This window comes from Stenotrophomonas sp. STEN147 (assembly GCF_056757995.1).
On sequence record NZ_JBRRCG010000022.1, the window covers coordinates 19,026 to 45,469 of the forward strand.

The following is a 26,444-nucleotide window of genomic DNA, read 5'->3' on the forward strand; positions in this document are numbered from 1 at the left end:
GCCATGGAAACCAAAGCCAACTACGTGCTGATCGGCGCGTTCACCCTGATCACCGGCCTGGCCCTGCTGGCCTTCGGCCTGTGGGCGGCCAAGTACTCATCCGACCGCACCTGGCAGGAATACCGCGTGGTGTTCCGCGAGGCGGTGACCGGCCTGTCGGTCGGCAGCCCGGTGCAGTACAACGGCATCGCGGTCGGCTCGATCATCGAGCTGAACCTGGTACCGGATGATCCGCGCCAGGTGGTGGCGCGCATCCGCCTGAACTCCACCACGCCGGTGAAGACCGATACCCGTGCCAAGCTGGCGATCACCAGCCTGACCGGTCCGTCGATCATCCAGCTCAGCGGTGGCACGCCGCAGTCGCCGGCACTGACCACGGTCAACAAGGACCCGGCGCCGATCATCCCGACCACGCCTTCGGCACTGCAGAACATTACCGATGTGGCCAACCGCATCGTCGAGCGCATGGACCAGATCCTCAGCGATCGCAACGTGGCGTCGATCAACGCGACCCTGGCCAACCTGGAAACCATCAGCGGCGGGCTGGCCGACCGCGACCAGGGCACGCAGGCGCTGCTGCTCAGCGCGCGCGATGCCGCACGCAGCCTGGACACCACGCTGAAGACCACCAACGGCACCATCGAGCGCCTCGACAGGAACCTGGTGCAGCAGCTGCCGGGCATCATCGACAAGCTCGACGCCACCCTGGTCAAGCTCGATTCGGCTGCCGGCAACGCCGATTCAATCCTTGGCGAGAACCGCGCCGCGATCAACAGCTTCGCCAATGACGGGCTGGGCCAGCTGGGCCCGACCCTGACCGAACTGCGCGGCCTGATCCGCGACCTGCGCCGGGTCAGCGACCGCCTCGAGAACAACCCCGCGCGCTATCTGCTCGGCCGCGATGCCCCGAAGGAGTTCGAACCCAAATGAGCCCGACCCTCTTCCCACGCCTGCTGCTGCCAGGCCTGGCCCTGGCGCTGCTGTCGGGCTGCTCGATCCTCGGCAGCGGCGACAAGAATCCCGTCACCCTGTACTCGCCTGCCGTGCAGGTGAAGGTCGATCCCAGCTGGCCCCAGGTCGCCTGGCAGCTGGTGCTGGCCAAACCCAGCGCAGCGCGCATGGTCGACAGCCCGCGCATCAACGTGCGTCCCACGCCATCGGAGCTGGAGATCTACAGGGGCGCCAGCTGGGCCCAGCCGGCCACCGACATGATCGAGGACACCCTGCTGCGCGGTTTCGAGGACTCCGGCCGCATCAACGGCGTGGCCCGCACCGCCGCCGGTATCCGCGCCGATTACAAGCTGTCCACGGACATCCGTCGTTTCGAGTCGGACTACCAGGGCCAGACCACGCCGACGGTGGTGATCGAACTCAATGCCAAGCTGATCCACGTGGCCGACCAGCGCGTGGTTGCTGATCGCACCTTCCGCCAGGCGCAGCCCGTTGGCAGTACCGATGTGCCGGCGGTTGCGGCGGCGTTCGAGCGTGGCCTGCAGCAGATCGCGCAGGACGTGGTCGGCTGGACGCTGCTCAGCGGGCAGAACGACAGCGCCGCAGCACCGCGCTGATCCCTCGCTCAGCGCGGCGTGATCCAGCGGAATGTCAGGTTGATCCGCTCGCCCTGGGCCCGCGCCATCTTCGGCAACGCGTGCTGATAGAAACGCTGGGTGCTGCCGGCCATCAACAGCAGATCGCCATGGCCCAGCAGGAACTCCGCCTTGCGTGCCGGCTCGTCGCGCCGTCGCAGCAGGAAACGCCGCGCTGCACCCAGGCTCAGTGAAGCGATCACCGGCGCCGGGCCCAGTTCGGGTTCGTCGTCGCTGTGCCACCCCATGTAATCGCCACCATCGCGGTATCGATTGAGCAGCACGCTGTTGAACCGGCCAATACCCTCTTCCTGCAATCGCACGCGCAGCGCCTGCAAAGCCGGCAGCCAGGGCCGCGGGACGAACTCGGCGCCGGAATACCGGTAGCGCGCCTGCGGATCGCCGATCCAACTGCTCAGCCGCGGCGAATCCACCCAGTGACCAAACATCCGGATGCGGTGCACATCCCAGGCCACCTGTTCGCGCAGTGTCCGCTGCAGCGCATCCGCCCGATCCGGCAGCAGCCAGCCCGGAACATGACGGACGTCGGCATCGGGCAGCTCGTGTGGAAACAGCATCGGGATCGCCAGGCAGTGTCGGGGCGGCACGAGGCCGCCCCGCCGGACTCAGGCACGCCGGAACGGCACGCCGGTCTTTTCCTTCAGTTCGTCCTCGCCAACCCCCGGCGCGGTCTCCACCAGCACCAGACCGGCATCGGTCACGTCGAACACAGCCAGATCGGTGATGATGCGGTCGACCACGCCCACGCCGGTCAACGGCAGCGTGCATTCGGCCAGCACCTTGTGCTCGCCGTTCTTCGCGGTGTGCTCCATCAGCACCACCACGCGCTGCACGCCGGCCACCAGGTCCATCGCGCCGCCCATGCCCTTGACCATCTTGCCGGGCACCATCCAGTTCGCCAGGTCGCCCTTGTCGGTCACCTGCATCGCGCCAAGAATGGCCAGGTTGATGTGGCCGCCACGGATCATGGCGAAACTGTCATGGCTGCCGAAGTAGCTGGCACCGGCGCGCGCGGTCACGGTCTGCTTGCCGGCGTTGATCAGGTCGGCATCGACCTCGGCTTCGGTCGGGAACGGGCCGATGCCAAGCAGGCCGTTCTCGGATTGCAGCCACACGTCCACGCCTTCGGGAATGTGATTGGCGACCAGGGTCGGCAGGCCGATGCCCAGGTTCACATAGGCACCGTCGGTCAGTTCGCGGGCGGCGCGGGCCGCCATCTCATCGCGGGTCCACGCCATGTCAGTTGCCCTCCGCACGCACGGTGCGCTGCTCGATTCGCTTTTCAGGATGCGCGTTGTGCACGATGCGATGCACATAGATGCCCGGCAGATGCACCTGGTCCGGATCGATCGCACCGACCGGCACCACCTCTTCCACTTCGGCGATGCACACCTTGCCGGCCATCGCGCAGGCAGGATTGAAATTGCGCGCGGTCTTGCGGAACACCAGGTTGCCGGCTTCGTCGGCCTTCCACGCCTTCACCAGGGCAACGTCGGCACGCAGCGCGGTTTCCAGCACATAGTGCCTGCCGTCGAATTCGCGGGTCTCCTTGCCTTCGGCCACCACCGTGCCGTAGCCGGTGGCAGTGAAGAAGGCAGGAATTCCGGCGCCGCCGGCACGCAGGCGCTCGGCCAAGGTGCCCTGTGGATTGAATTCCAGCTCCAGCTCACCGGCCAGGAACTGGCGCTCGAACTCCTTGTTCTCGCCCACGTACGAGGAAATCATCCTGCTGATCTGGCGTGTTTCCAGCAGCTGCCCCAGGCCGAAGCCATCGACACCGGCATTGTTGGAGATCACGGTCAGGCCCTTGACTCCACTGTCGCGCAACGCTGCGATCAGCGCCTCGGGTATGCCACACAGGCCGAAGCCGCCGACGGCCAGCGTCTGGCCATCGGCGACCACGCCCTCCAGCGCCTGGGCCGCGCTGGCATAGCGCTTGCTGCGCTTGCCGCCGGTATTGGACTTGTCCATCGCTTTGCTGTCCCACACGGTAAGGATGCCCGCATTCTAGCGGCACACCCGCATCCGGCTGGGATGCGCCGCAGCAATTGCAGCGTGCCCTCAGCCGCGCGCGATCGCGGCCATGACCTGCTTCAGGCCGTCCTGCCACGGCGGCAGCACGATGCCCAGCGCCTGCTGCAGGGCCCTGTTGTCCAGCACCGACCAGGCCGGCCGCCGCGCCGGGGTCGGATACTCGGCACCCGGAATCGCTTCAACCACCGGCACCCTGTGCAGGACACCGGTTGCCAGCGCTTCGGCGAAGATCGCTTCAGCGAAGCCGTGCCAGCTGGTCTGGCCACTGGCGGTGAGGTGCCAGGTACCGGAGAGCGCGGCAGGATGCTGCAGCGCGAGCGCGGTGACATCGGCGATCAGCGCAGCCGGCGTCGGCGTGCCGATCTGGTCGGCCACCACACGCAGATGGTCGCGCTCTGCGCCCAGGCGCAGCATCGTGCGCAGGAAGTTCGCGCCGTGCTCGGCATACACCCATGCGGTACGGAAGATCAGGTGGCGGCCACCGGCAGCGCGCACGGCGTCTTCGCCATCGCGCTTGCTGGTGCCATACACACCCAGCGGCGCGGTCGGCTCGTCCTCGCGATAGGGCGCGGAACCTTCGCCGTCGAACACGTAGTCGGTGGAGTAATGCACGAACGGCACGCCCTGCGCCTGGCACCAGCGCGCGATTACGCCCGGGGCCTGCGCATTGGCGGCGAAGGCGGCCTCGATGTCCTGCTCGGCGCGATCCACGGCGGTATAGGCCGCCGCATTGACCACCACCGATGGCTGCACGCGATCCAGCAGCGCCGGCAGGCTCGCGGGCTGGCCGAAGTCCGCCGTCTCGCAGGGGCTGCCATCGGGCAGCCGGCCACTGCGGGTGGTGGCGACCACCGGCCCCAACGGCGCCAGCGCGCGCAGCAGCTCCTGGCCGACCTGGCCGTTGCCACCCAGCACGAGAACCGTCATGGCGCGAAGACCGGCAGACGTTCCTCGGCGATGTCCTTCAGGAACGGCGCATGTTCGTCCTTGGGCGAGAGGGTCGGCGCGCCCACCGGCCAGTCCACGGCGATGTCCGCGTCGTTCCAGCGCACCCCGGCATCGACTTCCTTCACGTACACATCGGTGCACAGGTAGTGGAACAGCGCGGTGTCGGACAGCACGGCAAACCCGTGCGCGAAGCCTTCCGGAATCCAGAACTGGCGCTTGTTCTGCGCGCTCAGCACCACTGCTTCCCATTGGCCGAAGGTGGGCGATCCGCGGCGGATATCGACGGCCACGTCGTACACCTCGCCTTCCAGCACGCTCACCAGCTTGCCCTGCGGTCTCGGCCACTGGTAATGCAGGCCGCGCAGCACGCCCTTGCTCGATGAGGAGACATTGCTCTGCACGAAGCGGTCGGGCAGGCCCAGCTGGCCGAATCGCGCCGCATTCCAGCCCTCGAAGAAGAAGCCGCGCTCGTCACCGAACACCGCCGGTTCAATCACCACGCATCCCGGCAACCGGGTTTCAATCACTTTCACGGAACCACTCCACGCAATGCAAGTTTGTGCAGGTACTGGCCGTAGCCATTCTTGATCAACGGAGCGGCCAGCGCTTCCAGCTGCTCGGCATTGATCCAGCCCTGCCCGAACGCCACTTCTTCCGGACAGCAGACCTGCAGGCCCTGGCGCGTCTGGATGGTCTCGATGAAGTTGGACGCTTCCAGCAGCGACTGGTGAGTGCCGGTGTCCAGCCATGCATAGCCACGCCCCAGCGCCTCCAGATGCAGGCTGCCCGCACCGAGATAGCGCTGGTTGAGATCGGTGATTTCCAGCTCGCCGCGCGGCGAAGGCCTCAGCTCGGCCGCATAATCGCTGGCGTTGCCATCATAGAAATACAGGCCGGTGACCGCGTAATTGGAACGCGGGTTCTGCGGCTTTTCGACCAGGCCGACAACCCGGCCGGCCTTGTCGAATTCGGCCACGCCGTAACGCTCGGGATCGTTGACCCAGTAGCCGAACACGGTCGCGCCATCGGTGCGGGCATCAGCACGCCGGAGTACGTCGCGCAGGCCGTGGCCATGGAAGATGTTGTCGCCAAGCACCAGGCAGCTGGGCTTGCCGGCGACGAACTCGCGGCCGATCAGATACGCCTGCGCCAGGCCATCCGGACTGGGCTGCACGGCGTACTGGATGTCCATGCCCCACTGCGAGCCATCACCCAGCAGCTGCTGGAACAGGGCCTGCTCATGCGGGGTGTTGATGATCAGCACTTCCCGGATGCCGGCCAGCATCAGCACGCTGAGCGGGTAGTAGATCATCGGCTTGTCGTACACGGGCAACAGCTGCTTGCTGACGCCCTTGGTGATCGGATACAGCCGGGTGCCGGATCCGCCGGCGAGGATGATGCCTTTGCGTTGGGTCATGGTGTCTCCCGAATTAGGCGGCAGTGCCGATGCGCTGCAGGCGGTAGCTGCCATCGAGCACGCCGTTGACCCATTCCTGGTTTTCCAGGTACCAGTCGACGGTGAAGGCGATGCCCTGTTCGAAGGTGTAGGCCGGCTGCCAGCCGAGCTCGTTCTTCAGCTTGCTGGCGTCGATCGCGTAGCGACGGTCATGGCCGGGCCGATCGGCCACATGGGTGATCTGGCTGCTGCGCGGCTGCCCGTCAGCGCGCGGACGGCGCTGGTCCAGCAGAGCGCAGATCGCATGCACCACCTCGATGTTCTGCCGTTCCGAATTGCCGCCCACATTGTAGGTCTCGCCCACCCGGCCCTTGGCCAGCACGGTGCGGATCGCCTCGCAGTGATCGGACACGAACAGCCAGTCACGCACCTGCCTGCCGTCGCCGTAGACCGGCAGCGGTTCGCCGGCCAGCGCCTTGGCGATCACCAGCGGAATGAGCTTTTCCGGGAAGTGGTAGGGGCCGTAGTTGTTGGAGCAGTTGGTGGTCAGCACCGGCAGCCCGTAGGTGTGGTGGAACGCACGCACCAGATGATCGGACGCGGCCTTGGACGCCGAGTACGGCGAGTTCGGCGCGTACGGGGTGGTCTCGCTGAACGCGCCGGTCTCGCCCAGCGTGCCATACACCTCGTCGGTGGACACATGCAGGAAGCGGAAGGCCGCGCCGCGCTCGGCCGGCAACGCCTTCCAGTAATCGCGCACCGCTTCGAGCAGGCCCAGGGTCCCCACCACATTGGTCTGGATGAAGGCACCGGGGCCATCGATGGAGCGGTCGACGTGGCTCTCGGCCGCGAAGTTCAGCACCGCATCGGGCTGATGCTCGGCGAGCAGGCGGGCGACCCGCTCACGATCGCCGATGTCGCCGTGCACGAACACGTGGTCCGGGTTGCCTTCCAGGCTGGACAGCGTCTGCAGGTTGCCGGCGTAGGTCAGTGCATCGAGATTGACGACCTTGACGCCACGGGCCACGGCCTCGAGGACGAAATTGCCGCCAATGAACCCGGCGCCGCCGGTGACAATCCATGTAGGCACTACCTGTTCTCCTGTGTTGTTGATTCAACTGCGGCGCCCGACGGCAGCCTGCGAAGCGCCACAGCATACATCGGGCTTCCTCCCGGACTGCGTGCCGCAGGTGAACGGCACCCGGCATCGGCGTTGCATTGTTTCCGCACCGCAGCACAACCATACGCATTCGCATGGTTGCCCCAAGCCAGCTAGAATCGGGATCCCACCCCCGAACCGGTTGCTGTCAGGACCGGACGTTCTCCCTGTTACTGAAGGACCCCGTACCAGATGAAAATCCTCGTCGCATACAAGCGCGTGGTGGACTACAACGTCCGCATTCAGGTCAAGCCGGACGGTTCCGGCGTGGTCACCGACGGCGTCAAGCTGTCTCCCAATCCTTTCGATGAAATCGCCCTGGAAGAAGCCCTGCGCCTGCGCGACAAGGGCATCGCCACGGAGGTGGTGGTGGCCACCATCGCCCCGGCCGACGCCCAGGCGCATCTGCGCAACGGCCTGGCCATGGGCGCCAACCGTGCCGTGCACGTGGTCACCGACCAGTCCATCCAGCCGCTGACCGCCGCGCGCACCCTGCTCAAGCTGGTCGAGAAGGAGCAGCCGGACCTGGTGATCCTCGGCAAGCAGGCCATCGACGATGACGCCAACCAGACCGGGCAGATGCTGGCCACGCTCTGGGGCCGCCCGCAGGCGACCTTCGCCAGCAAGCTGGACATCGCCGATGGCAAGGCCACGGTGACCCGTGAGGTCGACGCCGGCCTGGAAACGCTGGAAGTGGATCTGCCGGCGGTGATCACCACCGACCTGCGCCTGAACGAGCCGCGCTTCATCAAGCTGCCGGACATCATGAAGGCCAAGGCCAAGCCGCTGGAAACCCTGCAGCTGGCCGACCTCGGCGTTGAAGCCGCCGACACCTTCAAGACCACCCGGTACGCTGCGCCGTCCAAGCGCAGCAAGGGTGTAATGGTCAAGGACGCGGCCGAACTGGTGGCCGCACTCAAGCAGAAGGGGTTGCTGTAATGAGCAAGATTCTCGTCATCGCCGAGCACCACGACGGCAAGCTCAACGCCGCTACCGCCAAGACCGTCAGCGCCGCCGCCGCGATCAGCGGTGCCAGCATCGACGTGGTGGTGCTGGCCGCCGACCCGACGGCCGTCGCCGCCGAGGCCGCCAGGATCGCCGGCGTCGCCAAGGTCCTGACCGTGGCCAACGCCGCCAACGCACAGGCCCTGGCCCAGGTGCTGGCGCCGCAGATCGCACAGCTGGCCAAGGGCTACAGCCACGTGTTCGGCCCGTCCACCACCTTCGGCAAGGACCTGATGCCGTGCGTGGCCGCCCTGCTGGGTGTCAACCAGGTCTCCGACCTGATGGCCGTGGAAGGCAGCCACACCTTCAAGCGCCCGATCTACGCCGGCAACGCCATCATCACTGTGGAAGCCCCGGCCGACCAGGTCGTGGTCGCCACCGTGCGTGCCGCGTCGTGGCCGGAAGCCGCGCAGGGCGGCAGCGCTGCGATCGAAGCGGCCAGCGTGGATGCGGCACTGCCGACCCACACCCGTTTCGTCGGCCTGGCCGCCGGTGCCAGCGACCGTCCGGACCTGCAGAGCGCCAAGCGCGTGGTCTCCGGTGGCCGTGGTGTCGGCTCGGAAGAGAACTTCAAGGTCGTCTTCCAGCTGGCCGACAAGCTCGGCGCCGCCGTCGGCGCCTCGCGCGCCGCCGTCGATGCCGGCTACGTGCCCAGCGACCTGCAGGTCGGCCAGACCGGCAAGATCATCGCGCCGGAGCTGTACGTAGCCGTCGGCATCAGCGGTGCGATCCAGCACCTGACCGGCATCAAGGATGCCGGCACGATCGTGGCGATCAACAAGGACGGCGATGCGCCGATCTTCGAGGTTGCCGATATCGGCCTGGTCGGGGATCTGTTCACGATCCTGCCGGAACTCGAGGCCGCGCTGGGCTGAGCGCCCGCCCGGGGTGCCGCGTAATCAACAGGTTACGCGGCATTCCCTTCCTTCTGGGGCCCGCAGGGACGCTGGCCTGGCTCACCCGTCCTTGCAGTGCCTGTCGCTATAATCCGGGGTCAACCCGTGTAAGGACTGCATTGATGACGCTCCCGTGTTTCAAGGCCTATGACATCCGTGGCCGCGTTCCGGATGAACTGGATGAACGCCTTGCCCGCCGCATCGGCGCCGGCACTGCCGCGTTGCTGGGCCCGGGACCGGTGGTGGTGGGACACGATATCCGCCTGAGCAGCCCTGCCCTCCTGCAGGCCGCCATCGAAGGCCTGACCGCCAGCGGCCGCGATGTCATCGATATCGGCATGTGCGGTACCGAGGAGGTCTATTTCCAGACCTTCCACCGCAAGGCCGCCGGCGGCATCATGGTCACCGCCAGCCACAACCCGATGGACTACAACGGGATGAAGCTGGTGCGCGAGGAGTCCAAGCCGATCAGCGGCGATACCGGCCTGTTCGACATCCGCGACTTCGCCGCCTCGGAGGCACCGCTGGGAACCGGCCAGGGCGAGGTCCGCCAGGACACCGACAAGTCCGCCTACATCCAGCACCTGCTCGGCTACGTCGACGTGGCCGGCCTGAAGCCGCTGAAGATCGTCACCAACCCCGGCAACGGTGGCGCTGGCCTGGTGATCGACGAACTGGCGCCGCACCTGCCGTTCGAGTTCATCCGCATCCAGCACGAGGCCGATGGCAGTTTCCCGAATGGCATCCCCAATCCGCTGCTGCCGGAGAACCGTGCGGCAACGCGCGATGCCGTGCGCGCGCACGGTGCAGATTTCGGCATCGCCTGGGACGGCGATTTCGATCGCTGCTTCTTCTTCGACGCCGACGGCAACTTCATCGAGGGCTACTACCTGGTCGGGCTGCTGGCGACGGCGCTGCTGGCCCGCCAGGCGGGCGGCAAGATCATCCACGACCCGCGCCTGACCTGGAACACCGTGGAAATGGTCGAGCAGGCCGGCGGCGTGCCGATCATGAGCAAGACCGGGCATGCGTTCATCAAGGAGCGCATGCGTGCCGAAGATGCCATCTACGGCGGCGAGATGAGCGCCCACCATTACTTCCGCGAGTTCGCCTACTGCGACTCGGGCATGATCCCGTGGCTGCTGATCGCGCAGCTGGTGTCCACGACCGGCAAGTCACTGGGCGAGCTGGTGGCCGATCGCATGAAGGCCTATCCGTGCAGCGGCGAGATCAACTTCCGTGTCGATGATGCCAAGGCGACCGTGGCGCGCGTGCTGGCGCATTTCCAGCAACAGCAGCCGGTACTGGACCACACCGATGGCGTCAGCGCGGATTTCGCCGACTGGCGCTTCAACCTGCGCAGCTCCAACACCGAGCCGCTGCTGCGCCTGAACATCGAAACCCGTGGCGATGACGCCCTGCTGCGCGAACGCATCGCCGAGCTGACCGCCCTGATCGGCGGCACGCCGGCAAACCATTAACCGAAGGACGCACCATGAATCCCATCGTTCCCGTCATTCTTTCCGGCGGCTCTGGCACGCGTCTGTGGCCGCTGTCGCGCGAAGCGTATCCGAAGCAGTTCCTGCCGCTGGTCGGCAACGACACGATGCTGCAGGCGACCTGGAAGCGCGTTGCGTCGATTGCCGGCGCGGCACCGATCGTGGTCGCCAACCAGGAACACCGTTTCATGGCGGCCGAGCAGCTGCGCGAATGCAAGGTGCTGCCGCAGGCGCTGATCCTCGAGCCGGTCGGCCGCAACACCGCGCCGGCGATCGCCATCGCCGCGCTGCAGGCACTGTCGGCCGGCGATGACGCGCTGCTGCTGGTGCTGCCGTCGGACCACGTGGTTCGCAACGAGGCGGCGTTCCATGCCGCGGTCAAGCAGGCCGCCGTCGCGGCCGAATCCGGCAAGCTGGTCACCTTCGGCATCGTGCCGACGGCGCCGGAGACCGGCTACGGCTACATCAAGGCCGCCACGGGTGAAGGCGTGCGTGCCGTCGACCGCTTCGTCGAGAAGCCCGACCTGGCTACCGCCGAACAGTACGTGGCATCCGGCGAGTACTTCTGGAACAGCGGCATGTTCCTGTTCAAGGCCTCGCGCTACCTGAAGGAACTGGAGACGCTGCAGCCGGCGATCCTCGCCGCCTGCCGCAATGCGCTCGACAAGGCCGCACGCGACAACGACTTCATCCGCCTCGACGCCGAGGCCTTCGCTGCCAGCCCGAACGACTCGATCGACTACGCGGTGATGGAAAAGACCGCCGATGCCGCCGTCGTACCGCTCGACGCGGAATGGAATGACGTCGGCTCGTGGTCGGCATTGTGGGAAGTGTCCGACAAGGATGCCGACGGCAACGCCTGCCATGGCGATGTCATCGCCCTGGACTGCAAGGACAGCTATGCCTATGGCAACCGTCTGATCGCGATGGTCGGCCTGCAGGACGTGGTGGTCGTGGAGACCGACGACGCCGTGTTCGTCGGCCACAAGGACCGCGTGCAGGACGTGAAGGAGATTGTCGGCCGGATCAAGCGTGAGGGCCGCAGTGAAGCTGCCGCGCACCGCAAGGTGTACCGTCCGTGGGGCGCCTACGATTCCATCGACAATGGCGACCGCTTCCAGGTCAAGCGCATCACCGTCAAGCCGGGCGCGACCCTGAGCCTGCAGATGCATCACCACCGCGCCGAGCACTGGATCGTGGTCAGCGGCACGGCCGAGGTGACCCGGGGCGACGAGGTCATCCTGCTGTCGGAAAACCAGAGCACGTACATCCCGTTGGGCGTCACCCATCGCCTGAAGAACCCGGGCAAGCTGCCGCTGGAGTTGATCGAAGTGCAGTCGGGCAGCTACCTGGGCGAGGACGATATCGTTCGTTTCGAAGACCAGTACGGCCGCGCGGGAGGCTGATCGGTGAGTGCTTCGGGTGCCGGCCGTTCGAGGCCGTTGTGTGTTGATCTGGACGGCACCCTGCTGCGCAGTGACCTGTTGTACGAGACCTTCCTGAGGATGCTGGCACGGCAGCCCTGGATGCTGTTCTTGCTGCCGTTCTGGCTGCTGCGTGGCAAGGCCCACCTGAAGCACCAGCTGGCGGTGCACGGTGCCGGCGATCCGGCACTGCTGCCGTACGACCCGCGCGTGGTCGAACTGCTGCGGACCAGCAGTGATCGCAGGCGGGTCCTGTGCACGGCATCGGACGCCGCACTGGTCGAGCCGATCGCGCGCCATCTGGGCGTGTTCGACGACGTGTTCTGCAGCGATGGACACACCAATCTTGCCGGCCATCGCAAGGCCGATCTGCTGGTGGAGCAGTTCGGCGAGCGCGGTTTCGACTACATGGGCAACGCCCGGGTCGATCTGGCCATCTGGAAGCACGCGCACTCGGCCTGGGTGGTCAACGCCGGTGCCGGCGTCGCCCGCGCTGCGGCGCACTGTTCGGAACTGGCCGCACACTGGCCCCGCGAAGGCGGCGGCCCACGCGCCTGGCTCAAGGCGATGCGTGTCCACCAGTGGCTGAAGAACGTGTTGGTGTTCGTGCCGTTGCTGGCGAGTCATCGTTTCCTGGAGCTGGAGACCACGCTCAACGCGGTGCTGGCATTCATCGCCTTCGGGCTGTGCGCATCCGGCGTGTATCTGTTCAATGATCTGCTGGACCTCGACTCGGACCGGCAGCATCCGCGCAAGCGCAAGCGCCCGTTCGCCTGTGGCCGGCTGGATCTGCGTTCGGGGCTGCTGGCCACGCCGGTACTGACCCTGGCCGGCTTCCTGCTGGCGGCCATTGTCGCCCCTGCATTCCTGCTGGTACTGGCCACCTATTTCTGCCTCACCCTGGCCTATTCGCTGCGGATGAAGCAGGTGGTGATGATCGATGTGGTGATGCTGGCCGCGCTCTACACCATCCGCATCGTCGGCGGTGCCGCGGCGATCGACGTCACGCTGTCGTTCTGGCTGCTGACCTTCTCGATGTTCATCTTCCTCAGCCTGGCCATGCTCAAGCGCTACACCGAACTGCGCATGACGCTGGCCAGCGGCAAGGAGAAGCCCAGCGGGCGTGGCTACCATGTCGAGGACCTGGGACTGGTACAGGCCCTGGGTACCGCGTCGGGCATGGCGTCGGTACTGGTGCTGTGCCTGTACATCAACGCGCCGGAAAGCCAGGAGCTCTACGGGCATCCGCTGTTCCTGTGGCTGCTGTGCCCGGTCCTGCTCTACTGGATCTGCCGCACCTGGCTGCTGGCCCACCGTGGACAGATGCACGACGACCCGGTCGTGTTCGCAGTGAAGGATCCCGGCAGCCTGATCACGGTGCTGGTGGGTGGCCTGTCGGTACTGGCGGCGATCTGACTCAGGCACCTCACCGCTGCGCCACCGGCGCGCAGCCCGTCATTCGAGCGCGGGGAATCACGGTGCCATCGCTGCCCGCAGGCAGCGGTGGCAACCCGGCCAGGTCGGATCAGGCCGGACGCTCGGGTCCGGTGCGATCGAGCAGCATGGCTTCCTGCAGATCGTAGAAGCGCCGCAGCGGATAGGCCTGCAGTGCCTGTGCCCGTACCTCGGCACGGCTTGCCGCATCGCGGCTGGCCATCAGGCGCAGCATCGCTGCCGCCAGTGCCGGTGCATCGCCGACCGGCACCACTTCGCCATTGCAGGTGTTCTGCACGATGGTGCGCACGCCCGGCAGGTTCGACGCGATCACCCGTGAACCACTGAGCATCGCCTCCAGCTGCACCATGCCGAACGCTTCATAGCGGTTGACGCTGGGCAGTACCAGCACATCAAGCTGCGCATAGAACGCCTGCAGTTCCTGTTCGCTGACGCGACCGCGCACGTCGACCGCATCCCCCAGCGCGGCGATGCTGCCGTGGATGGCATCCATGATGCCGCCGCCGGCGATGTTGTGGGTGTCCCCCACCAGCACCAAGCGGACGCGGTCGCCATGCAGGGCATGGACCTGGCTGAAGGCCTCCAGCAGGACAGGCAGGCCTTTCTCGGCGACGAAGCGGCCCACGAAACCAAAGCGGAACACCCCGTCGGTACTCGCCGGGCGATCCTGCCAGGGCATCGCCTTCATCGGCGCCAGCACTTCATGCTGCTTGTGGCGGATACCGGACAACCAGGCCGAGGAGCTCGCGTAATCGTGGGTGAGTACCCCGACATCACGGGCCCGCCGCGTGGCCAGCCAGCAGGACACACGGGTCACGTTCACCGCCAGCCGGTCCAGCAGTCCCCCCACCACGGCCATGTCGCACTGGTAGTTCACCACCAGCTTGCGGGCAGGGACCAGCAATGACAGCAGGCCCGATTCCAGCATCGGCATATGCAGGTTGACCACATCATACTGCCGCGCCAGTCGCCGGAACCAGGTGATGAACTTCCAGCTCAGGACGCCCTTGTGCATGCGGGCGAACACCGGTGCGCGCACCACGCGCACGCCGTTGATGGCCTCTTCCACCGGCAGGGACGCATCGTGCTGGGTGGTGAGCACGGTGACCTCGTGGCGATGGGCCAGGTCCTCGGCGAGCATCCGCGCGAATTCAGTCACCCCGCTCATGTAGGGCGTGTAGTAGGTCAGGACGATCAGGATCTTCATGCTCAGCTCGCGCTCACCAGTACCACGCCCAGCACGATCAGGCCGATGCCGGCCATGCGCAGTGGGCCGATGTGCTCGCCCAGGAACAGCACGGCAAGCACCGGTGTCACCACGTAGGTCAGGGCGATCATCGGCTGCAGCTTGGTCAGTGGCATGTACTTGAGCAGCACCACCCACGACACCAGCGGGATCATCTGCAGGATGAAGCCGGTCACCAGTGGCAGGTTGAACGCAGACGACAGCATAGGCAGGATGCCGTCGGAATAGGTGACACGCCCTGCCCCGACCTTCAGGAGGACGGTTCCACAGGCGCCCAGGATGACCAGGCCGAAGACGATCAGGAGTTGCATGGGAGACCTCTTGCGCCGTGGCCGTGGCCCGACGCTGTTCGATGGGTGATTGCGGAGACCGTCATTCTGCCGGCTCGGCAGGCACGCCGCAGCTGATGCGGGCGTGGGACACGTTGGCGAACAGAGGCCGGGGATCGGTTGATAGACCCAACGCCTGCGGCGACGCAACCGGCCAATCCGGCGCGAGGACGACCACCGAGCTGCCGCCGGCCAGCGGCAGACTGACCTCGCCCTGGTGCCCGTCGACGGTTGCTGCTTCCACACCGTTGACGGTCACATGGATACGTCCCTCGGCGGGTGGCTGCAGCAGATCCAGATCAACCTGCAGTCGTGCGCCCGCACATCCTTTGGGCACGAAGGTTTCAAGGCTGAAGGCGCCGCGGGTCCAGCAGTGATCCTGTTCGCAGGTGTGCCAGCCCGTACCCGCCTGGGCCAGCGGCAACTGACCGGACTGCAGCGAGAACAATGCGAATGTGGGATCTTCCAGGAGCGGGGCAGTGCCCGGCGGCAGCGCTGGGCCCGTACCGGGCTGCCTGAGTACCAGCAGCCAATCGGGTGATTCGGCAGCGCGCAGGCTGTCATTGAACAGGGCATCGCTGTACCCCACCGGAGCGTCGCCACGGTCGGCAATGCGCGCGCGCACTCCGCGCCGATGCAGCTCCAGCACAGCAAAGTCCTGCTTGACGTAGCGCTCCGGCCCGTTGACCCCGGACGTGTCGATGACGACCTCATCTCCCTTCTGCGGCAGCCTGATCGCTTCCGAGAGGGCATGGGTGATACCCGAAGGCACATGCGAGACCAGGATCGATCGCGAACGCACGGCGTAGGCTGCCGACAGGGCCCCCAGCGTCGCCATCAGCAGCAGTACCACACCTGTGCGGCCGCGACGGCGCGCATGGCGCAGCAGAAGCCAGCTCAACAGCGCCACCCATGCCGGCCCGAGCACCTGCACCAGCTTGTGCTCGCCGTACTGATAGCCATGGCTCTGCACATAGGCAACCAGCACCATGCTGGCTGCCAGCAAGCCGACGAAGAACCGCCAGCGTCCTTCCCGGATGGAAAGCCATGCAGTGGACGCCATCAGCAGCAGCCCGAGCATGATGGCTTCCGGATTCACGGCAGGTTCGCCGGTCATCAACAGGCCGGCGAAGGGAGCCGACAGCCACCAGCCCCAGAAGGGCTGCCGGATGTACCAGCTGGGCCACGACGACTGCGCGACGATGCCACTGACCTGGGCATAGGATGCCATCAGCTCGGGCAGCATCCGGTTGAGGACGATCGCGCAAGCCAGCATCGCCAGCAGGCCGCCCAGCAGGAACACCCGCCAGGAACGCAGCCACATGGCCGTCACCAGTACGGCCAGGGCCACGATCATGCACGCATGCACCGCCGCTTCGCCGTATGCCATGCCGGTACAGCCCGCGGCTGCACCCAGCATGATCCACTTTGCACCCAGCGACTGCATCGGCGTAAGTGCCCATAGCACGATCATCATCAGCAGGGCGCCCGCCATTGCCGTACCGATGTTCTCGTTGACCACCGCAAGCATCATGCCGGTACCCAGCATGCACAGCACCGACAGCAGGAAGGCCACCGCGGTTCCCCGCGGCCAGCGACGCGCGCCGCCGAAGCGGCCTGCCATCGAGGGCAGCATGCCGAGCACCGGGAACAGTGCGGCGGTGCCGATCATCGCCCGCACCTGGTTTGGGCCTGCCTCCGGCACGAAGCTGGACGCCAGTGCCAACAGGCTGTACGCCCCATTGCGCTGCACGATGCAGCCGTTGCCGATGAACTGCATGCCCTGACCGCATTGCCCCAGCGCCCACTCGCGGGCCACCGTGGCCTGCTCGACCCAGAGCGGGTGTTGCATGGCCCATTTGGCACCGCCGTAGAAGAACACCAGATCGTGGTTGGTGCCTTCAAGCATCCACAGATGCCGGGAGGCGAACATGAGATTCCACCATGCGACCAGCAGAACGCCCGCAAGCAGACTGATCGTGAACGCCCAGATCGACGCATGGGCGAGCGGATCGGCGAAGCCACGGCGAAGCGCCACGAGGGCTCCCACGGCCCCGCTGATCAGGAAACAGGGAAACACCACGTAGCCGGGCAGCCACGCATTGGCATTCATCAACAGAGCCAGTACGCACACGCTCGCAAGCAGCAACGCCTGGACCGGCCCGATCCGCCGCAGATGCGGGCTCACGCGGATGCCGGCGACGGCCAGCAGAGTCGAGCTGCCGATGACAGCAAGACACATCGCCAATACCGGCGCAATCAGTTGCCAGACATAATGCACTGCGTGTTCTCCCTGCACTGAAGGCGGGATCCGCCGAAGCGGACCCCGCGCTCTTTCAGGCCTCCGCGCGGGCCTGGTACATCCAACGAAGCGTCTCGCCCAGATCGAAGTCCGGCAATGACCCGACCGCGGCCCGCAGCTTGCCGTTGTCACCACGCAGCGACTTGACCTCGTTGGCGCGGACGAAGGCGGGATTCACCTTCACTTCGATGTCGCGGCCGGAGATGCCACGCATGCGTTCGATGACCTCATGCAGCGAATGCTCCTGGCCGGAGCAGACGTTGTAGGTCTGGCCATTGCCCGGCAGTGCCAGCAGGCCTTCGTAGGCAGCGGCCACGCCCCGCACGTCATTGAAATCGCGCGAGACATCGGTGTTGCCCAGCTCGATCACATCGGCACCGCGGCGGAAGTGCGCCACGATCTTCGGGATCAGGAACTTCTCGTCCTGGCCCACGCCGGTGTAATTGAATGGACGCACCAGGGTCAGCGGAAGCTGATCGATCCACAGCGCCGCCATGGCCTCCATCGCCATCTTGCTGACCGCGTAGTCGTTCTGCGGCGAAAGCGGCGCCTGCTCGTCGAGCACGCCGGACGCGTTGCCGTAGACATTGGCACTGCTGGCCAGCAGTACATTGCTCGGCGGCTCGTCCAGAGACGCCAGCGCTTCCAGCAGATTGCGCGTCCCCACCACGTTGACCCGGTAGATCTCGTCGGCGTCACCGTGGGCGACGAACGAGATCGCCGCCAGATGGACCACGCGCTGCGGACGCACCCTGGCGACGTGCTGCTTGAGCGCAGCACGGTCGAGCAGATTGACCGACGTTGCGGTGTCGCCGGAATGCAGATCATGCACATCGCAACCGGCAGCACGCAGGCGCTCGATCACGTAGCGCCCGGTGAACCCGGACGCCCCCGTGACCAGCACGCGCTGGCCTGACAACTCAGAACGAGAAGCCACGCTCGTTCCTCTTGAGGTCAGCCTCGACCATCATCTGGCACAGCTGTTCCAGGCTGGTCTGCGGCTTCCAGCCAAGGATGCGCTCGGCCTTTTCCGGGTTGCCGATCAGCAGATCGACTTCGGCCGGGCGGTGGAACTTCGGATTGATGCGCATCACGGTCTTGCCGGTGGCGGTGTCCACCGCGACTTCGTCCACGTCCTTGCCCTTGAACTCGACATCGATGCCGGCGCCCTTGAACGCCATCGCCACGAAGTCGCGCACGGTCTCGGTACGGTTGGTGGCCAGCACGAAGGTGTCCGGCTGCTCGGCCTGCAGCATGCGCCACATGCCTTCCACGTATTCCTTGGCGAAGCCCCAGTCACGCTTGGCGTCCAGGTTGCCCAGTTCCAGCACGTCCAGCTGGCCCAGCTTGATCTTGGCCACCGAGTCGGTGATCTTGCGGGTCACGAACTCGCGCCCGCGCAGCGGGCTTTCGTGGTTGAACAGGATGCCGCTGGAACCGAAGATGTCGTAGCTCTCGCGGTAGTTGACGGTGATCCAGTGCGCGTAGAGCTTGGCCACGCCGTACGGGCTGCGCGGGTAGAACGGGGTGTCCTCCACCTGCGGCACGGCCTGCACCTTGCCGAACATTTCCGAGGTCGACGCCTGGTAGAAGCGGATCTTCGGATTGACCAGGCGGATCGCTTCCAGCAGGTTCAGTGCACCCATGCCGGTGATCTGCGCGGTGGTGGTCGGCTGGTCGAAGCTGACGCCAACGAAGCTCTGCGCAGCCAGGTTGTAGATCTCATCCGGCTGGATCTTCTGCACCATCGCCAGCGACGTGCCCAGGTCGGTCAGGTCGTACTCCACCAGGTGCAGGTTCGGGTGGTTGGTCACGCCCAGCTCATCCAGGCGCCAGAAATTGACCGAGCTGGTGCGGCGGTAGGTGCCGTGCACTTCATAGCCCTTCTCCAGCAGCAGTTGGGTGAGATAGGCGCCGTCCTGACCCGTGATGCCTGTGATGATTGCCTTCTTCATTGCTTCTCGTCCTGATGATTGAGTGTATTTGCAGCCAGAACCTGCCGACGCGTGCGGAGGATCTGTCGAGCCATGGAGTCCAGACGGCGGGCCAGCGCAGGATACCGGTGTTCGGCGCGCCATTGTGCGGCACGCTGCTGCACATCGGCCAACACTGGATCGCCGTCACGGCTGGCACGCAGCAGTTGCCGCAGACCGGCCGCAAGATCGGCCGGGGAGGTCCCGGGCAGACGGTGAACGACGTCGCCGACGTTGTCGAAGATCGCCAGCGGCGTGACAGCCACCGGGCGGCCTGAGGCCAACCCATAGCGGACTGCCGCACTGGAGGATTCGCCGGTGCCCTGGTATGGGAACACCACCACATCGGCCTGCACCAGCTCCTGCATGCTCTCCTGGTCACGCAGGAAACGGGTCACCATCCGCACACGCGACTGCAGGCCATGCTGCACGACCCGGGCCACCGCCTGGTCGATCTGCTGCCGCGAGACATCCACCGGATACTCGGCATTGATCATCGCCAGTTCGACGTCCACGCCCTGGGCGACCATCAACGCAACAGCGTCGATCAGTTCCAGCAACCCCTTGTGCGGCAGGAAGAATCCGTAGGAAACGACGCGCAGGCGTGCACCCGTGTTTGCCGCCGCCGGCTCAGCCGGTTCCAGGATGCCGTGCGGGAACATCGCGGTGTTGCGCTCCACGCCGATGTCCTTGAGGCGGTTGAGGTCGTGTATGGAGTGCACCAGCACGCGATCGCAGCCGGCCAGGGCCGGCCCCAGATCGCGCAGCCGCTTGCGCGGATTCTCCGCGGCATCAACGGTTGCATGCATCATCACGATCAGGCCCCTGCCGGCCGCCTGCTGCCGCTCAAGGAAGGCCGAGAACGCGGGGAAGTCGAAGAAGCCGTACTGGAACTGGATGATCAGCGTGTCCAGCTTCAGACGCTCGATCTGCTGTTCCAGCCGCTCGAGCATGTCGCCTTCGCCCTGCCGCCAGCAGCGGACAACCTCTGGCCCATCGCGGAACGTGCGGTCATCGGCCTCGGCCGCCAGGATCGCCACCGGCGTTCCGCCGCTCTCCACGAGATAGCTGGCGTAACTGGCCACGCCGCAGCGCGTATTCCAGGTCGTGATCCAGCCGACGCGAGCATCGGGCAGCGTCGGCTGCGCCGCGAACGCGCGTACGTCCTGCTCCAGTCTCCGCGCGGCATCGGACCACGTGAAGCGCGACTTCAGAAGTCGCCGCGCGGCCTCGACCTTGTCCCGCACACGCGCCGGATCGGCGCCGTGCACTTCACGCATTGCGGCGGCCAGCGCGTCGACATCGGGTTCGGCCCAGACCGAATTGCGCAGATTGAAGTGGGTCTGCGCCGGAACGAAGCGGTAATCCACCATCCAGGCGGTTTCTTCGCTGCAGAAATCCAGCTGCCCCCCCCAGTTGGTGGTGATCACCGGCAGGCCGCCCAGCATGGCTTCGGCCAATGGCAGGCCAAAGCCTTCAGCCCGGCTCGGCGCCAGCAGCGCGTTGCAGCTCGCGTACAGATGCTTGAGCTGGGCGTCGCTCACATCCTCCTCGATGATGTGCACCTCCGGATAATCCGGGTTGTCACGGCGGGCGTCAGCCAGCCAGCGATGCACTTCATTGTGCGGATTGGCGAAGGTCTTGATGACGAGGCTGACATCGTCGGCGGCGCTGAACGCCTTGCCATAGGCCAGAAGCATCGCGTCAACGCCCTTGCGCGGGAAGCACGAGGACACGTGGAGGAAGCGGAACCCCCTGCCCGGCACGGGATACGTCGCATCGGCAACAATCTGCTCCCAGTGATCCACGCCGTTCCAGCAGACGCCAAGGGGAACCGACACGCCGTTGTCCACCATGATCTTCTCGACATGATGCGAAACGCAGGAGATCCCCTGCAGGCTGTCATTGAACTCCTCGACCCACTCCTGCGGAAAACCGCTCTCTTCCCAGGGATAGGCGTGCAGCAGATTCATCCTCGCGCGTGCATCGGCAACCCGCGGTGGATACAACAGTCGACTGGTCACATCGGCCTGGTCGGCCGGAATCGCGGCGACGGCAGCATGCAGCGCCGCCACGCGCGGATTGCGCGCAAGGAACTGCGGTGAAGGATCGAAATCACCCGGGCCCTCGGTCGAATGCAGACCCACGCGGTGGCCACGATCGGCCAATGCTTCCGCGAGGCAACGGTTCACCAGGGCCAGGCTGTAGCTGCTGTCGAATGGCCCTTCCACGCGCCAGGACAGCGACACGGGCAGCTCACCGCCACGTGCGAGCGCCTCGTTGGCCGCCATTCCGGAGGAAATCAGCGCTGCCGCCTGCTGCAGTTCGAAGGGTTCCGGCTCGCAGCCGACGTCCAGCCCACCCACCGCCTGGACCAGGGTGCGGTAGCCGGCGTCGAGCACGGGCGACGCAGCGACCCAGCGGCGATCGCGTGGCGCACGACGCGATGCGACCGCTTCCATGGCCTGCAGCGCGGCCTTGGCCGAATTGTCCCACGAGAACTTCGCCGCCTGCAGGGGGGCATGGGCACGCAGGGAGTCGGCGAATGCGGTGTCAGTCAGAACCTTCTGCATGGAGCGGGCAATCGAAGCAGGCTCGGTTGGATCGAACAACGCATCTTCACGACCGATCACCTCGGGGACGCTGGTCGTGCCCGAACCAATGGTCGGCGCTCCGCAGGACATGGCCTCCAGCGCGGGCAGGCCAAAACCTTCATGCAACGAGGGGAACACGAAGGCCGCCGTCGCGCTGTACAGCGCGATCAACTCTTCGTCGGTGATATAGCCGGTGAACACCACCTGGTTGCTGACGCCGAGCTGCGCTGCCAGCGCATCGAAATTGCGGCGGTCGTGCTCGGACACCTTGCCGGCGATGACCAGCTGCGTCGACGCACGTACGGCAGGATCCATCAGGGAGAATGCCCGCAGCAGACCCTCTGCATTCTTGCGCGGCTCCATTGCCCCGCTGTACATCACGTAGCGGCCACGCAGGCCGAAGCGCTCGCGGAACAGGGTCTGCTCGCGTTCGCCGATGACCATCGGCACGAAGTGCGGCGAGATTGCCGAGGAGATGTTGACCACACGCGCCGGATCGATATCCAACGCCTGCAAAGCCTCCTGCCGGGCATGCTGGGAGATCGACAGCAGCAGGTCGGCGCGCTTGAGCGACTCGACCTTGTCCATGTACCAGGACCGGACCCAGTCCGATGCCAGATAGACGTCGGGATTGAGCAGCGGAATCAGGTCATAAAGGGTCAGCGCGGTCGCCGCCCGTACGCCCGGCAACTTGCCGATCGAGCCGACCGCACCGCCCTGGGAACCTTCGAACAGGCTGGATACGTGGATGAAGTCGGGCTGGAGGCCGTCCAGGAACGCTTCCCACATCAGCTCGGATGCACCACGCCGCCACGCATCCGCGGCGTTCGGCCAGCCTACCCGGCTGAAGGTATCGAACTGACGGATCCGTTCCTGCGGGACCAGGCCATCCAGGGCCTGGCGGATATCGCCGATGCCATCGGGGAAGGTGCCGTTGACCGCCACCCAGATCTCATGGTCGCCCGCATTGCGGGCCATCGCTTGCGCCAGCGAGGTCGAATAGCGCCCGATGCCCCGGAATCGGCTCTCGGTCTGTGCACCCTGCAGGTCAATCAGCACTCTCATCGGGCAGCCCTTTCATTCCTTGAACGCTTCAGGTCTTCCAGCACGCGCCGGGCCCGTCGATCCAGATGGACGACAGTGACTTCGTGCTCGTTGCCCTCCATTGCAGCCAATCGCGCCCGCTCGATCTCGAACAGCTGTTCGCTGATGGCGATCTTCTGCAGGCGCTGGTGAAGGAAGGGAATGCGCGTAACCAGGGGCTTGGCCAGGCGTCGCAGCCACGGTGCGGCCATGGCGACCTTCAGCGCGCGCACGACCGCCGGTCGCAGCGCCCGTTTCATGCGGCCCAGCACGCTGGACGACAGGCGCCGGCGCACGGCCCGGAACGGCCGCGTGAGCTGCCACGAACGGCTGCGTTCGATCGCATCCAGCTGCGCGCGCAGCTGCTCATGCGCCAACCACCAGCGGTGGGCCTCGTGCTTGCCCTTGGTGACCTGCTCAGTCAGCTCGTGCAGTTCGGTCAGCGCCTTCCTGTCGAGCAGGCTGCGCTCACGCTCATGCTTGCTCACCAGTTCCCGCTGGGCCACTGCCATCGCACGGACCGCGCCTTCGTGCTCGCTGCGCAGCCTTTCCATTGCCCGGGCGTTGTGCTCGGTTGCCTCGGCGGATTCTTCCTGCGCCCGCTGCAGTGCCGCGTCCAGATCCTGGATCCGCTCGTTCAGTTCGACCTCGCGTCGATCCGCCAGCGTCTGCAGTTCGTGATAGGCCAGGTTGATCTGCGAGCAGAACTGCGAGCCCGAACTCAGACTGAAATCATCGAACACATTGGGTCCGCTCTCGAATGCCGCATCCAGTTCGGGATGCTGCGCACTGGCGTAGAACCGGTTGAGGCCGTCGAAATAGACGAACCGGTACCCCTTGTCGAGCAGGATCGGTTCCCAGCTCTGGTGGGATTGTTCCGAACTCAGCGGACGCGTGCTTTCCACCACGACCAGCCAGGGCAAGCGGGTATCGCGCTGCCAACCGCGCAGCACCAGTTCCTCTGCGCCCTCGACGTCGACCTTCAACCAGTGGATGTCGGTGGCTGGCACCTGCTCCAGCACGGTGTCCAGCGTCAGCGCCGGTACACGCACGTCGGAGACGTTGAAGCCCGCCGCCCGATGTTCGGCAGCGATGGCCGGATCCGTGGTGCTCAGGCCGGTATCGGCGATGTTGAAGAACTGCAGTATCCCGGGTTGATCGCTTACGGCCACCTGCAGCACCACTTCATCCGGCCGGCGATCGCGCAGCAGGTTGGCATACTGCGGCGTGGGCTCCACGTGCACGCCGCGCCAGCCATGCTCGTAGAACATCCGGCTTACCGAGTCGGTATCGGGGCTCTGTGCGCCCACATCGACATAGCAGCCATTGACCACATGTGACAGCGCGCGCCAGAGCATGACGTCTTCGAAATTCTGCGCGTAGGAAATCAGCTTTGACATGGTTGTCCGTCAGTCCGCCTGCACACCATCGGCCGATGCGCGGCTGCGTTCGACGCTGAAGGCCGCATCGAGCCAGTTTGATCCGATGAACGTAGTCCTGTCGGCATTCATCACGTCGAACACCAGCAGGTTGTCCACCCACTCGAAGTTGTCGACCATGTGCGTTTCGGTGCTGACCAGCGCCGGCGACACCGAGTAGGAACCCGGGCCCAGCGTACAGGTGAAGTCCAGGTGGTAGACCACCTGTTCTCCGCCCCGTACATCTCGCTGGACCTGACCGGTATGCCAGGTGTTGCTGCCCCAGATGATGTGACCCTGCTTGTCGCGCAGCATGAACCCCAGTACCAGGCTGGGCAGGTCGGCACTGACCTGCGCCTTCAGTTCAAGCCGGAGCTTCTGGCCAACGGTTGCCAGCTTGACCTCCTGGCTGCTTTCGCCATCGAGCAGTCGCAGCGATTCCACGCGGGCCTGGCCGGTCCCGCTCCGGGTGGTCACCCAGCCGGATTTGCCACGGCGCTGCTCGACCGCAAGCGTCTCGTTTTCCTTCTTCGCGATCAGCGCGTTGTAGAAATCGATGACCTCGTCCGGCTCGCCATCCTTCAGCACTCGTCCCTTGTCCAGCAGGATCGCGCGGTCGCACAGTGCCTTCACGTCGCTGAGGCTGTGCGAGACCAGCATGATCGACGTGCCCTCCTCGCGGAAGCGACGCATGCGGTCGAAGCTCTTGTGCTGGAAGTAGCTGTCGCCGACCGACAGGGCCTCGTCGACGATCAGCAGGTCCGGGGTGAACGCAGTGGCGACGGCAAACGCCACGCGCACCTGCATGCCGCTGGAATAGGTACGCACGGGCTGGTCGAAATACTCGCCCACTTCGGCGAAGGCCTCGATCTCCGGCATCGCGGCTTCGATCTGCTCCTGCGAATAGCCCATCAGGCCTGCGGAGTGGAACGCGTTCTGGCGACCGGTGAGGTCCGGGTTGAAGCCCATGCCCAGCTCGAGGATCGCCGCGACGCGGCCGGTCCGCGTCACCTGGCCCTCGGTGGGCTGGGCGGTGCCGGTGATGAGCTTGAGCAGGGTGCTCTTGCCCGCGCCGTTCTGGCCGATCACGCCGACGGCTTCGCCGGGCGCGATGGTGAAGGACACATTGCGCAGCACCCAGTTCTCTTCCTTGGGCCGCGTCGGTACACCGAACCAGCGCGCCGCGCGCAGCCACTCGCTCGTCCAGACGCGATACGCCTTGCCGACGTTGTCGACCTTCAGTTCACCACTCATAGCGCATCCACCATTTCCGGGCTGGCACGACGGAACATCACCAGCGAAGCCAATGCCAGCACCACCGTGGCGATCATCAGCCACAACAGGTCACCCCAGACCGGCGGCTTGTCGAACAGCAGCACGTTCTGGTAGCTGGTAACCAGCGGCAGCAACGGGTTGAGCCGGAAGATCGCCTGCACGCGCTCGGGCAGGATGGTGATGTGGTAGACGATGGGGGTCAGCCAGAACAATGCCTGCAGGACCACCGGAACCACCTGGCCGATATCGCGCATGAACACGTTGAGCACGCCCAGCAGCAGGCCCAGCGCCATCGAGAAACTCAGCGTCAGCAGCATCAGTGCCGGCAGCCACAGGGCCTCGGCCGTGGGCATGTGACCCATCACCGCGAACACCGCGAAGATCGCCACCAGCAGCAGCACGTTGTTGACCAGCATCGTGCCGCCGGCAATGAACGGCAGGCAGATGCGGGGGAACGACATCTTCTTCATCAGGTTGCCGCTGTCGACGAACAGGTTCACCGACTTGCCGATGGTCTCGGAGAACATCGTCCAGCACAGGGTGCCGGACATCAGGTACAGCGCGTAACCGTACTTGTCATCGATGCCCGGCAGCTTGGCGGCCAGCACCTCGGACAGGATCGTGGCGAAGATCAGCACCTGCATCAGCGGGTGGATGATCATCCACAGGGCGCCCAGGCGGCTGCGGATGAAGCGCAGCCGCAGCTCGTTCTTGATCGAGGAAAAAATGAAATAGCGGTAGTTCCACAGGGCCTTCAGCATACCCAGCATGTCCAATCCTCGTGCCCGGTGGTGGTGGTTC

Annotated in this window: 23 protein-coding genes; 7 read left to right on the forward strand and 16 right to left on the reverse strand. The window is 65.7% G+C overall.

Features of this window, described 5'->3' with window-relative positions; translation table 11 throughout:
• Positions 1–3 precede the first annotated feature (3 nt).
• Entirely contained in the window at positions 4–930 is a 927-nt protein-coding gene (locus ACVOKU_RS16875) for an MlaD family protein (protein ID WP_053516959.1), read from the forward strand.
• Positions 927–1,568, forward strand: coding sequence for an ABC-type transport auxiliary lipoprotein family protein (locus tag ACVOKU_RS16880; protein WP_481560446.1), 642 nt, complete (start codon positions 927–929; stop codon positions 1,566–1,568). Before ACVOKU_RS16875 ends, ACVOKU_RS16880 begins: the two co-directional genes overlap by 4 nt.
• A gap of 8 nt (positions 1,569–1,576) precedes the next feature.
• Here the strand turns inward: ACVOKU_RS16880 and ACVOKU_RS16885 are convergent, their stop codons facing one another.
• The 7 genes from ACVOKU_RS16885 to rfbB form a co-directional block, all read right to left on the reverse strand.
• Positions 1,577–2,164 carry an alpha-ketoglutarate-dependent dioxygenase AlkB family protein gene (locus ACVOKU_RS16885; RefSeq protein ID WP_481560447.1) on the reverse strand — a complete coding sequence of 196 codons (588 nt, stop codon included), beginning with the start codon at positions 2,162–2,164 and terminating at the stop codon, positions 1,577–1,579.
• A 48-nt stretch (positions 2,165–2,212) separates the two neighbouring features.
• The gene (locus tag ACVOKU_RS16890) at positions 2,213–2,845 is read right to left on the reverse strand and encodes a CoA transferase subunit B (protein ID WP_053516963.1); all 633 of its coding nucleotides are present in this window, start codon (positions 2,843–2,845) and stop codon (positions 2,213–2,215) included.
• A 1-nt stretch (position 2,846) separates the two neighbouring features.
• A complete protein-coding gene (locus ACVOKU_RS16895; protein WP_053516964.1) occupies positions 2,847–3,578 on the reverse strand; it encodes a CoA transferase subunit A in 732 nt (243 codons plus the stop codon).
• Positions 3,579–3,668: 90 nt separating this feature from the next.
• On the reverse strand, positions 3,669–4,568 hold the full coding sequence (gene rfbD, locus ACVOKU_RS16900; protein ID WP_065175346.1) for a dTDP-4-dehydrorhamnose reductase: 900 nt from the start codon (positions 4,566–4,568) through the stop codon (positions 3,669–3,671).
• A complete protein-coding gene (gene rfbC / locus ACVOKU_RS16905) occupies positions 4,565–5,122 on the reverse strand; it encodes a dTDP-4-dehydrorhamnose 3,5-epimerase (protein WP_481560448.1) in 558 nt (185 codons plus the stop codon). The genes rfbD and rfbC overlap by 4 nt, the downstream gene beginning before the upstream one ends.
• Positions 5,119–6,006: a glucose-1-phosphate thymidylyltransferase RfbA gene (rfbA, locus tag ACVOKU_RS16910; RefSeq protein WP_481560449.1), complete on the reverse strand. Its 888-nt coding sequence runs from the start codon at positions 6,004–6,006 to the stop codon at positions 5,119–5,121. Before rfbA ends, rfbC begins: the two co-directional genes overlap by 4 nt.
• A gap of 13 nt (positions 6,007–6,019) precedes the next feature.
• Entirely contained in the window at positions 6,020–7,075 is a 1,056-nt protein-coding gene (gene rfbB / locus ACVOKU_RS16915) for a dTDP-glucose 4,6-dehydratase (RefSeq protein ID WP_128988228.1), read from the reverse strand.
• Between the two features lie 261 nt (positions 7,076–7,336).
• On the opposite strand from rfbB, the gene ACVOKU_RS16920 reads away from it, so the two are divergent.
• The 5 genes from ACVOKU_RS16920 to ACVOKU_RS16940 all read left to right on the forward strand — a co-directional run bounded on the left by ACVOKU_RS16920 (position 7,337) and on the right by ACVOKU_RS16940 (position 13,384).
• Positions 7,337–8,083: an electron transfer flavoprotein subunit beta/FixA family protein gene (locus ACVOKU_RS16920; RefSeq protein WP_481560450.1), complete on the forward strand. Its 747-nt coding sequence runs from the start codon at positions 7,337–7,339 to the stop codon at positions 8,081–8,083.
• Positions 8,083–9,024, forward strand: coding sequence for an electron transfer flavoprotein subunit alpha/FixB family protein (locus tag ACVOKU_RS16925; protein ID WP_481560451.1), 942 nt, complete (start codon positions 8,083–8,085; stop codon positions 9,022–9,024). Before ACVOKU_RS16920 ends, ACVOKU_RS16925 begins: the two co-directional genes overlap by 1 nt.
• Before the next feature lie 143 nt (positions 9,025–9,167).
• Positions 9,168–10,526, forward strand: a complete 1,359-nt coding sequence (locus tag ACVOKU_RS16930; RefSeq protein ID WP_053516973.1) for a phosphohexomutase domain-containing protein — start codon at positions 9,168–9,170, stop codon at positions 10,524–10,526.
• A 14-nt stretch (positions 10,527–10,540) separates the two neighbouring features.
• Complete coding sequence (locus ACVOKU_RS16935) at positions 10,541–11,950, forward strand: mannose-1-phosphate guanylyltransferase/mannose-6-phosphate isomerase (protein WP_065175349.1); 1,410 nt, start codon at positions 10,541–10,543, stop codon at positions 11,948–11,950.
• Between the two features lie 3 nt (positions 11,951–11,953).
• A complete protein-coding gene (locus ACVOKU_RS16940) occupies positions 11,954–13,384 on the forward strand; it encodes a UbiA family prenyltransferase (RefSeq protein ID WP_481560452.1) in 1,431 nt (476 codons plus the stop codon).
• A 109-nt stretch (positions 13,385–13,493) separates the two neighbouring features.
• Here the strand turns inward: ACVOKU_RS16940 and ACVOKU_RS16945 are convergent, their stop codons facing one another.
• From ACVOKU_RS16945 to ACVOKU_RS16985, 9 genes are all read right to left on the reverse strand, one after another.
• Complete coding sequence (locus ACVOKU_RS16945) at positions 13,494–14,630, reverse strand: glycosyltransferase family 4 protein (RefSeq protein ID WP_481560453.1); 1,137 nt, start codon at positions 14,628–14,630, stop codon at positions 13,494–13,496.
• A 2-nt stretch (positions 14,631–14,632) separates the two neighbouring features.
• A complete protein-coding gene (locus tag ACVOKU_RS16950; protein WP_262101494.1) occupies positions 14,633–14,980 on the reverse strand; it encodes an EamA family transporter in 348 nt (115 codons plus the stop codon).
• 61 nt (positions 14,981–15,041) lie between these two features.
• Positions 15,042–17,240, reverse strand: a complete 2,199-nt coding sequence (locus ACVOKU_RS16955; RefSeq protein WP_481560454.1) for a hypothetical protein — start codon at positions 17,238–17,240, stop codon at positions 15,042–15,044.
• 94 nt (positions 17,241–17,334) lie between these two features.
• Positions 17,335–18,237, reverse strand: coding sequence for a GDP-mannose 4,6-dehydratase (locus ACVOKU_RS16960; RefSeq protein WP_481560455.1), 903 nt, complete (start codon positions 18,235–18,237; stop codon positions 17,335–17,337).
• Positions 18,221–19,255, reverse strand: a complete 1,035-nt coding sequence (gene gmd / locus ACVOKU_RS16965; protein WP_481560456.1) for a GDP-mannose 4,6-dehydratase — start codon at positions 19,253–19,255, stop codon at positions 18,221–18,223. The genes ACVOKU_RS16960 and gmd overlap by 17 nt, the downstream gene beginning before the upstream one ends.
• Entirely contained in the window at positions 19,252–22,932 is a 3,681-nt protein-coding gene (locus ACVOKU_RS16970) for a glycosyltransferase (protein ID WP_481560457.1), read from the reverse strand. Before ACVOKU_RS16970 ends, gmd begins: the two co-directional genes overlap by 4 nt.
• Positions 22,929–24,350, reverse strand: coding sequence for an FkbM family methyltransferase (locus ACVOKU_RS16975; protein ID WP_481560458.1), 1,422 nt, complete (start codon positions 24,348–24,350; stop codon positions 22,929–22,931). The genes ACVOKU_RS16970 and ACVOKU_RS16975 overlap by 4 nt, the downstream gene beginning before the upstream one ends.
• 9 nt (positions 24,351–24,359) lie before the next feature.
• Positions 24,360–25,622, reverse strand: a complete 1,263-nt coding sequence (locus ACVOKU_RS16980; protein ID WP_053516984.1) for an ABC transporter ATP-binding protein — start codon at positions 25,620–25,622, stop codon at positions 24,360–24,362.
• On the reverse strand, positions 25,619–26,413 hold the full coding sequence (locus tag ACVOKU_RS16985; protein WP_111186692.1) for an ABC transporter permease: 795 nt from the start codon (positions 26,411–26,413) through the stop codon (positions 25,619–25,621). Before ACVOKU_RS16985 ends, ACVOKU_RS16980 begins: the two co-directional genes overlap by 4 nt.
• Positions 26,414–26,444: the final 31 nt, after the last annotated feature.

Excerpts from the sequence above, each read along its gene's own strand:
- ACVOKU_RS16875 (WP_053516959.1), top strand. The coding sequence starts at position 4 with ATGGAAACCAAAGCCAACTACGTGCTGATCGGCGCGTTCACCCTGATC.
- ACVOKU_RS16880 (WP_481560446.1), top strand. The coding sequence starts at position 927 with ATGAGCCCGACCCTCTTCCCACGCCTGCTGCTGCCAGGCCTGGCCCTG.
- ACVOKU_RS16885 (WP_481560447.1), bottom strand. The coding sequence starts at position 2,164 with ATGCTGTTTCCACACGAGCTGCCCGATGCCGACGTCCGTCATGTTCCG.
- ACVOKU_RS16890 (WP_053516963.1), bottom strand. The coding sequence starts at position 2,845 with ATGGCGTGGACCCGCGATGAGATGGCGGCCCGCGCCGCCCGCGAACTG.
- ACVOKU_RS16895 (WP_053516964.1), bottom strand. The coding sequence starts at position 3,578 with ATGGACAAGTCCAATACCGGCGGCAAGCGCAGCAAGCGCTATGCCAGC.
- rfbD (WP_065175346.1), bottom strand. The coding sequence starts at position 4,568 with ATGACGGTTCTCGTGCTGGGTGGCAACGGCCAGGTCGGCCAGGAGCTG.
- rfbA (WP_481560449.1), bottom strand. The coding sequence starts at position 6,006 with ATGACCCAACGCAAAGGCATCATCCTCGCCGGCGGATCCGGCACCCGG.
- ACVOKU_RS16920 (WP_481560450.1), top strand. The coding sequence starts at position 7,337 with ATGAAAATCCTCGTCGCATACAAGCGCGTGGTGGACTACAACGTCCGC.
- ACVOKU_RS16925 (WP_481560451.1), top strand. The coding sequence starts at position 8,083 with ATGAGCAAGATTCTCGTCATCGCCGAGCACCACGACGGCAAGCTCAAC.
- ACVOKU_RS16930 (WP_053516973.1), top strand. The coding sequence starts at position 9,168 with ATGACGCTCCCGTGTTTCAAGGCCTATGACATCCGTGGCCGCGTTCCG.
- ACVOKU_RS16935 (WP_065175349.1), top strand. The coding sequence starts at position 10,541 with ATGAATCCCATCGTTCCCGTCATTCTTTCCGGCGGCTCTGGCACGCGT.
- ACVOKU_RS16945 (WP_481560453.1), bottom strand. The coding sequence starts at position 14,630 with ATGAAGATCCTGATCGTCCTGACCTACTACACGCCCTACATGAGCGGG.
- ACVOKU_RS16950 (WP_262101494.1), bottom strand. The coding sequence starts at position 14,980 with ATGCAACTCCTGATCGTCTTCGGCCTGGTCATCCTGGGCGCCTGTGGA.
- ACVOKU_RS16955 (WP_481560454.1), bottom strand. The coding sequence starts at position 17,240 with ATGTGTCTTGCTGTCATCGGCAGCTCGACTCTGCTGGCCGTCGCCGGC.
- gmd (WP_481560456.1), bottom strand. The coding sequence starts at position 19,255 with ATGAAGAAGGCAATCATCACAGGCATCACGGGTCAGGACGGCGCCTAT.
- ACVOKU_RS16970 (WP_481560457.1), bottom strand. The coding sequence starts at position 22,932 with ATGAGAGTGCTGATTGACCTGCAGGGTGCACAGACCGAGAGCCGATTC.
- ACVOKU_RS16975 (WP_481560458.1), bottom strand. The coding sequence starts at position 24,350 with ATGTCAAAGCTGATTTCCTACGCGCAGAATTTCGAAGACGTCATGCTC.
- ACVOKU_RS16980 (WP_053516984.1), bottom strand. The coding sequence starts at position 25,622 with ATGAGTGGTGAACTGAAGGTCGACAACGTCGGCAAGGCGTATCGCGTC.
- ACVOKU_RS16985 (WP_111186692.1), bottom strand. The coding sequence starts at position 26,413 with ATGCTGGGTATGCTGAAGGCCCTGTGGAACTACCGCTATTTCATTTTT.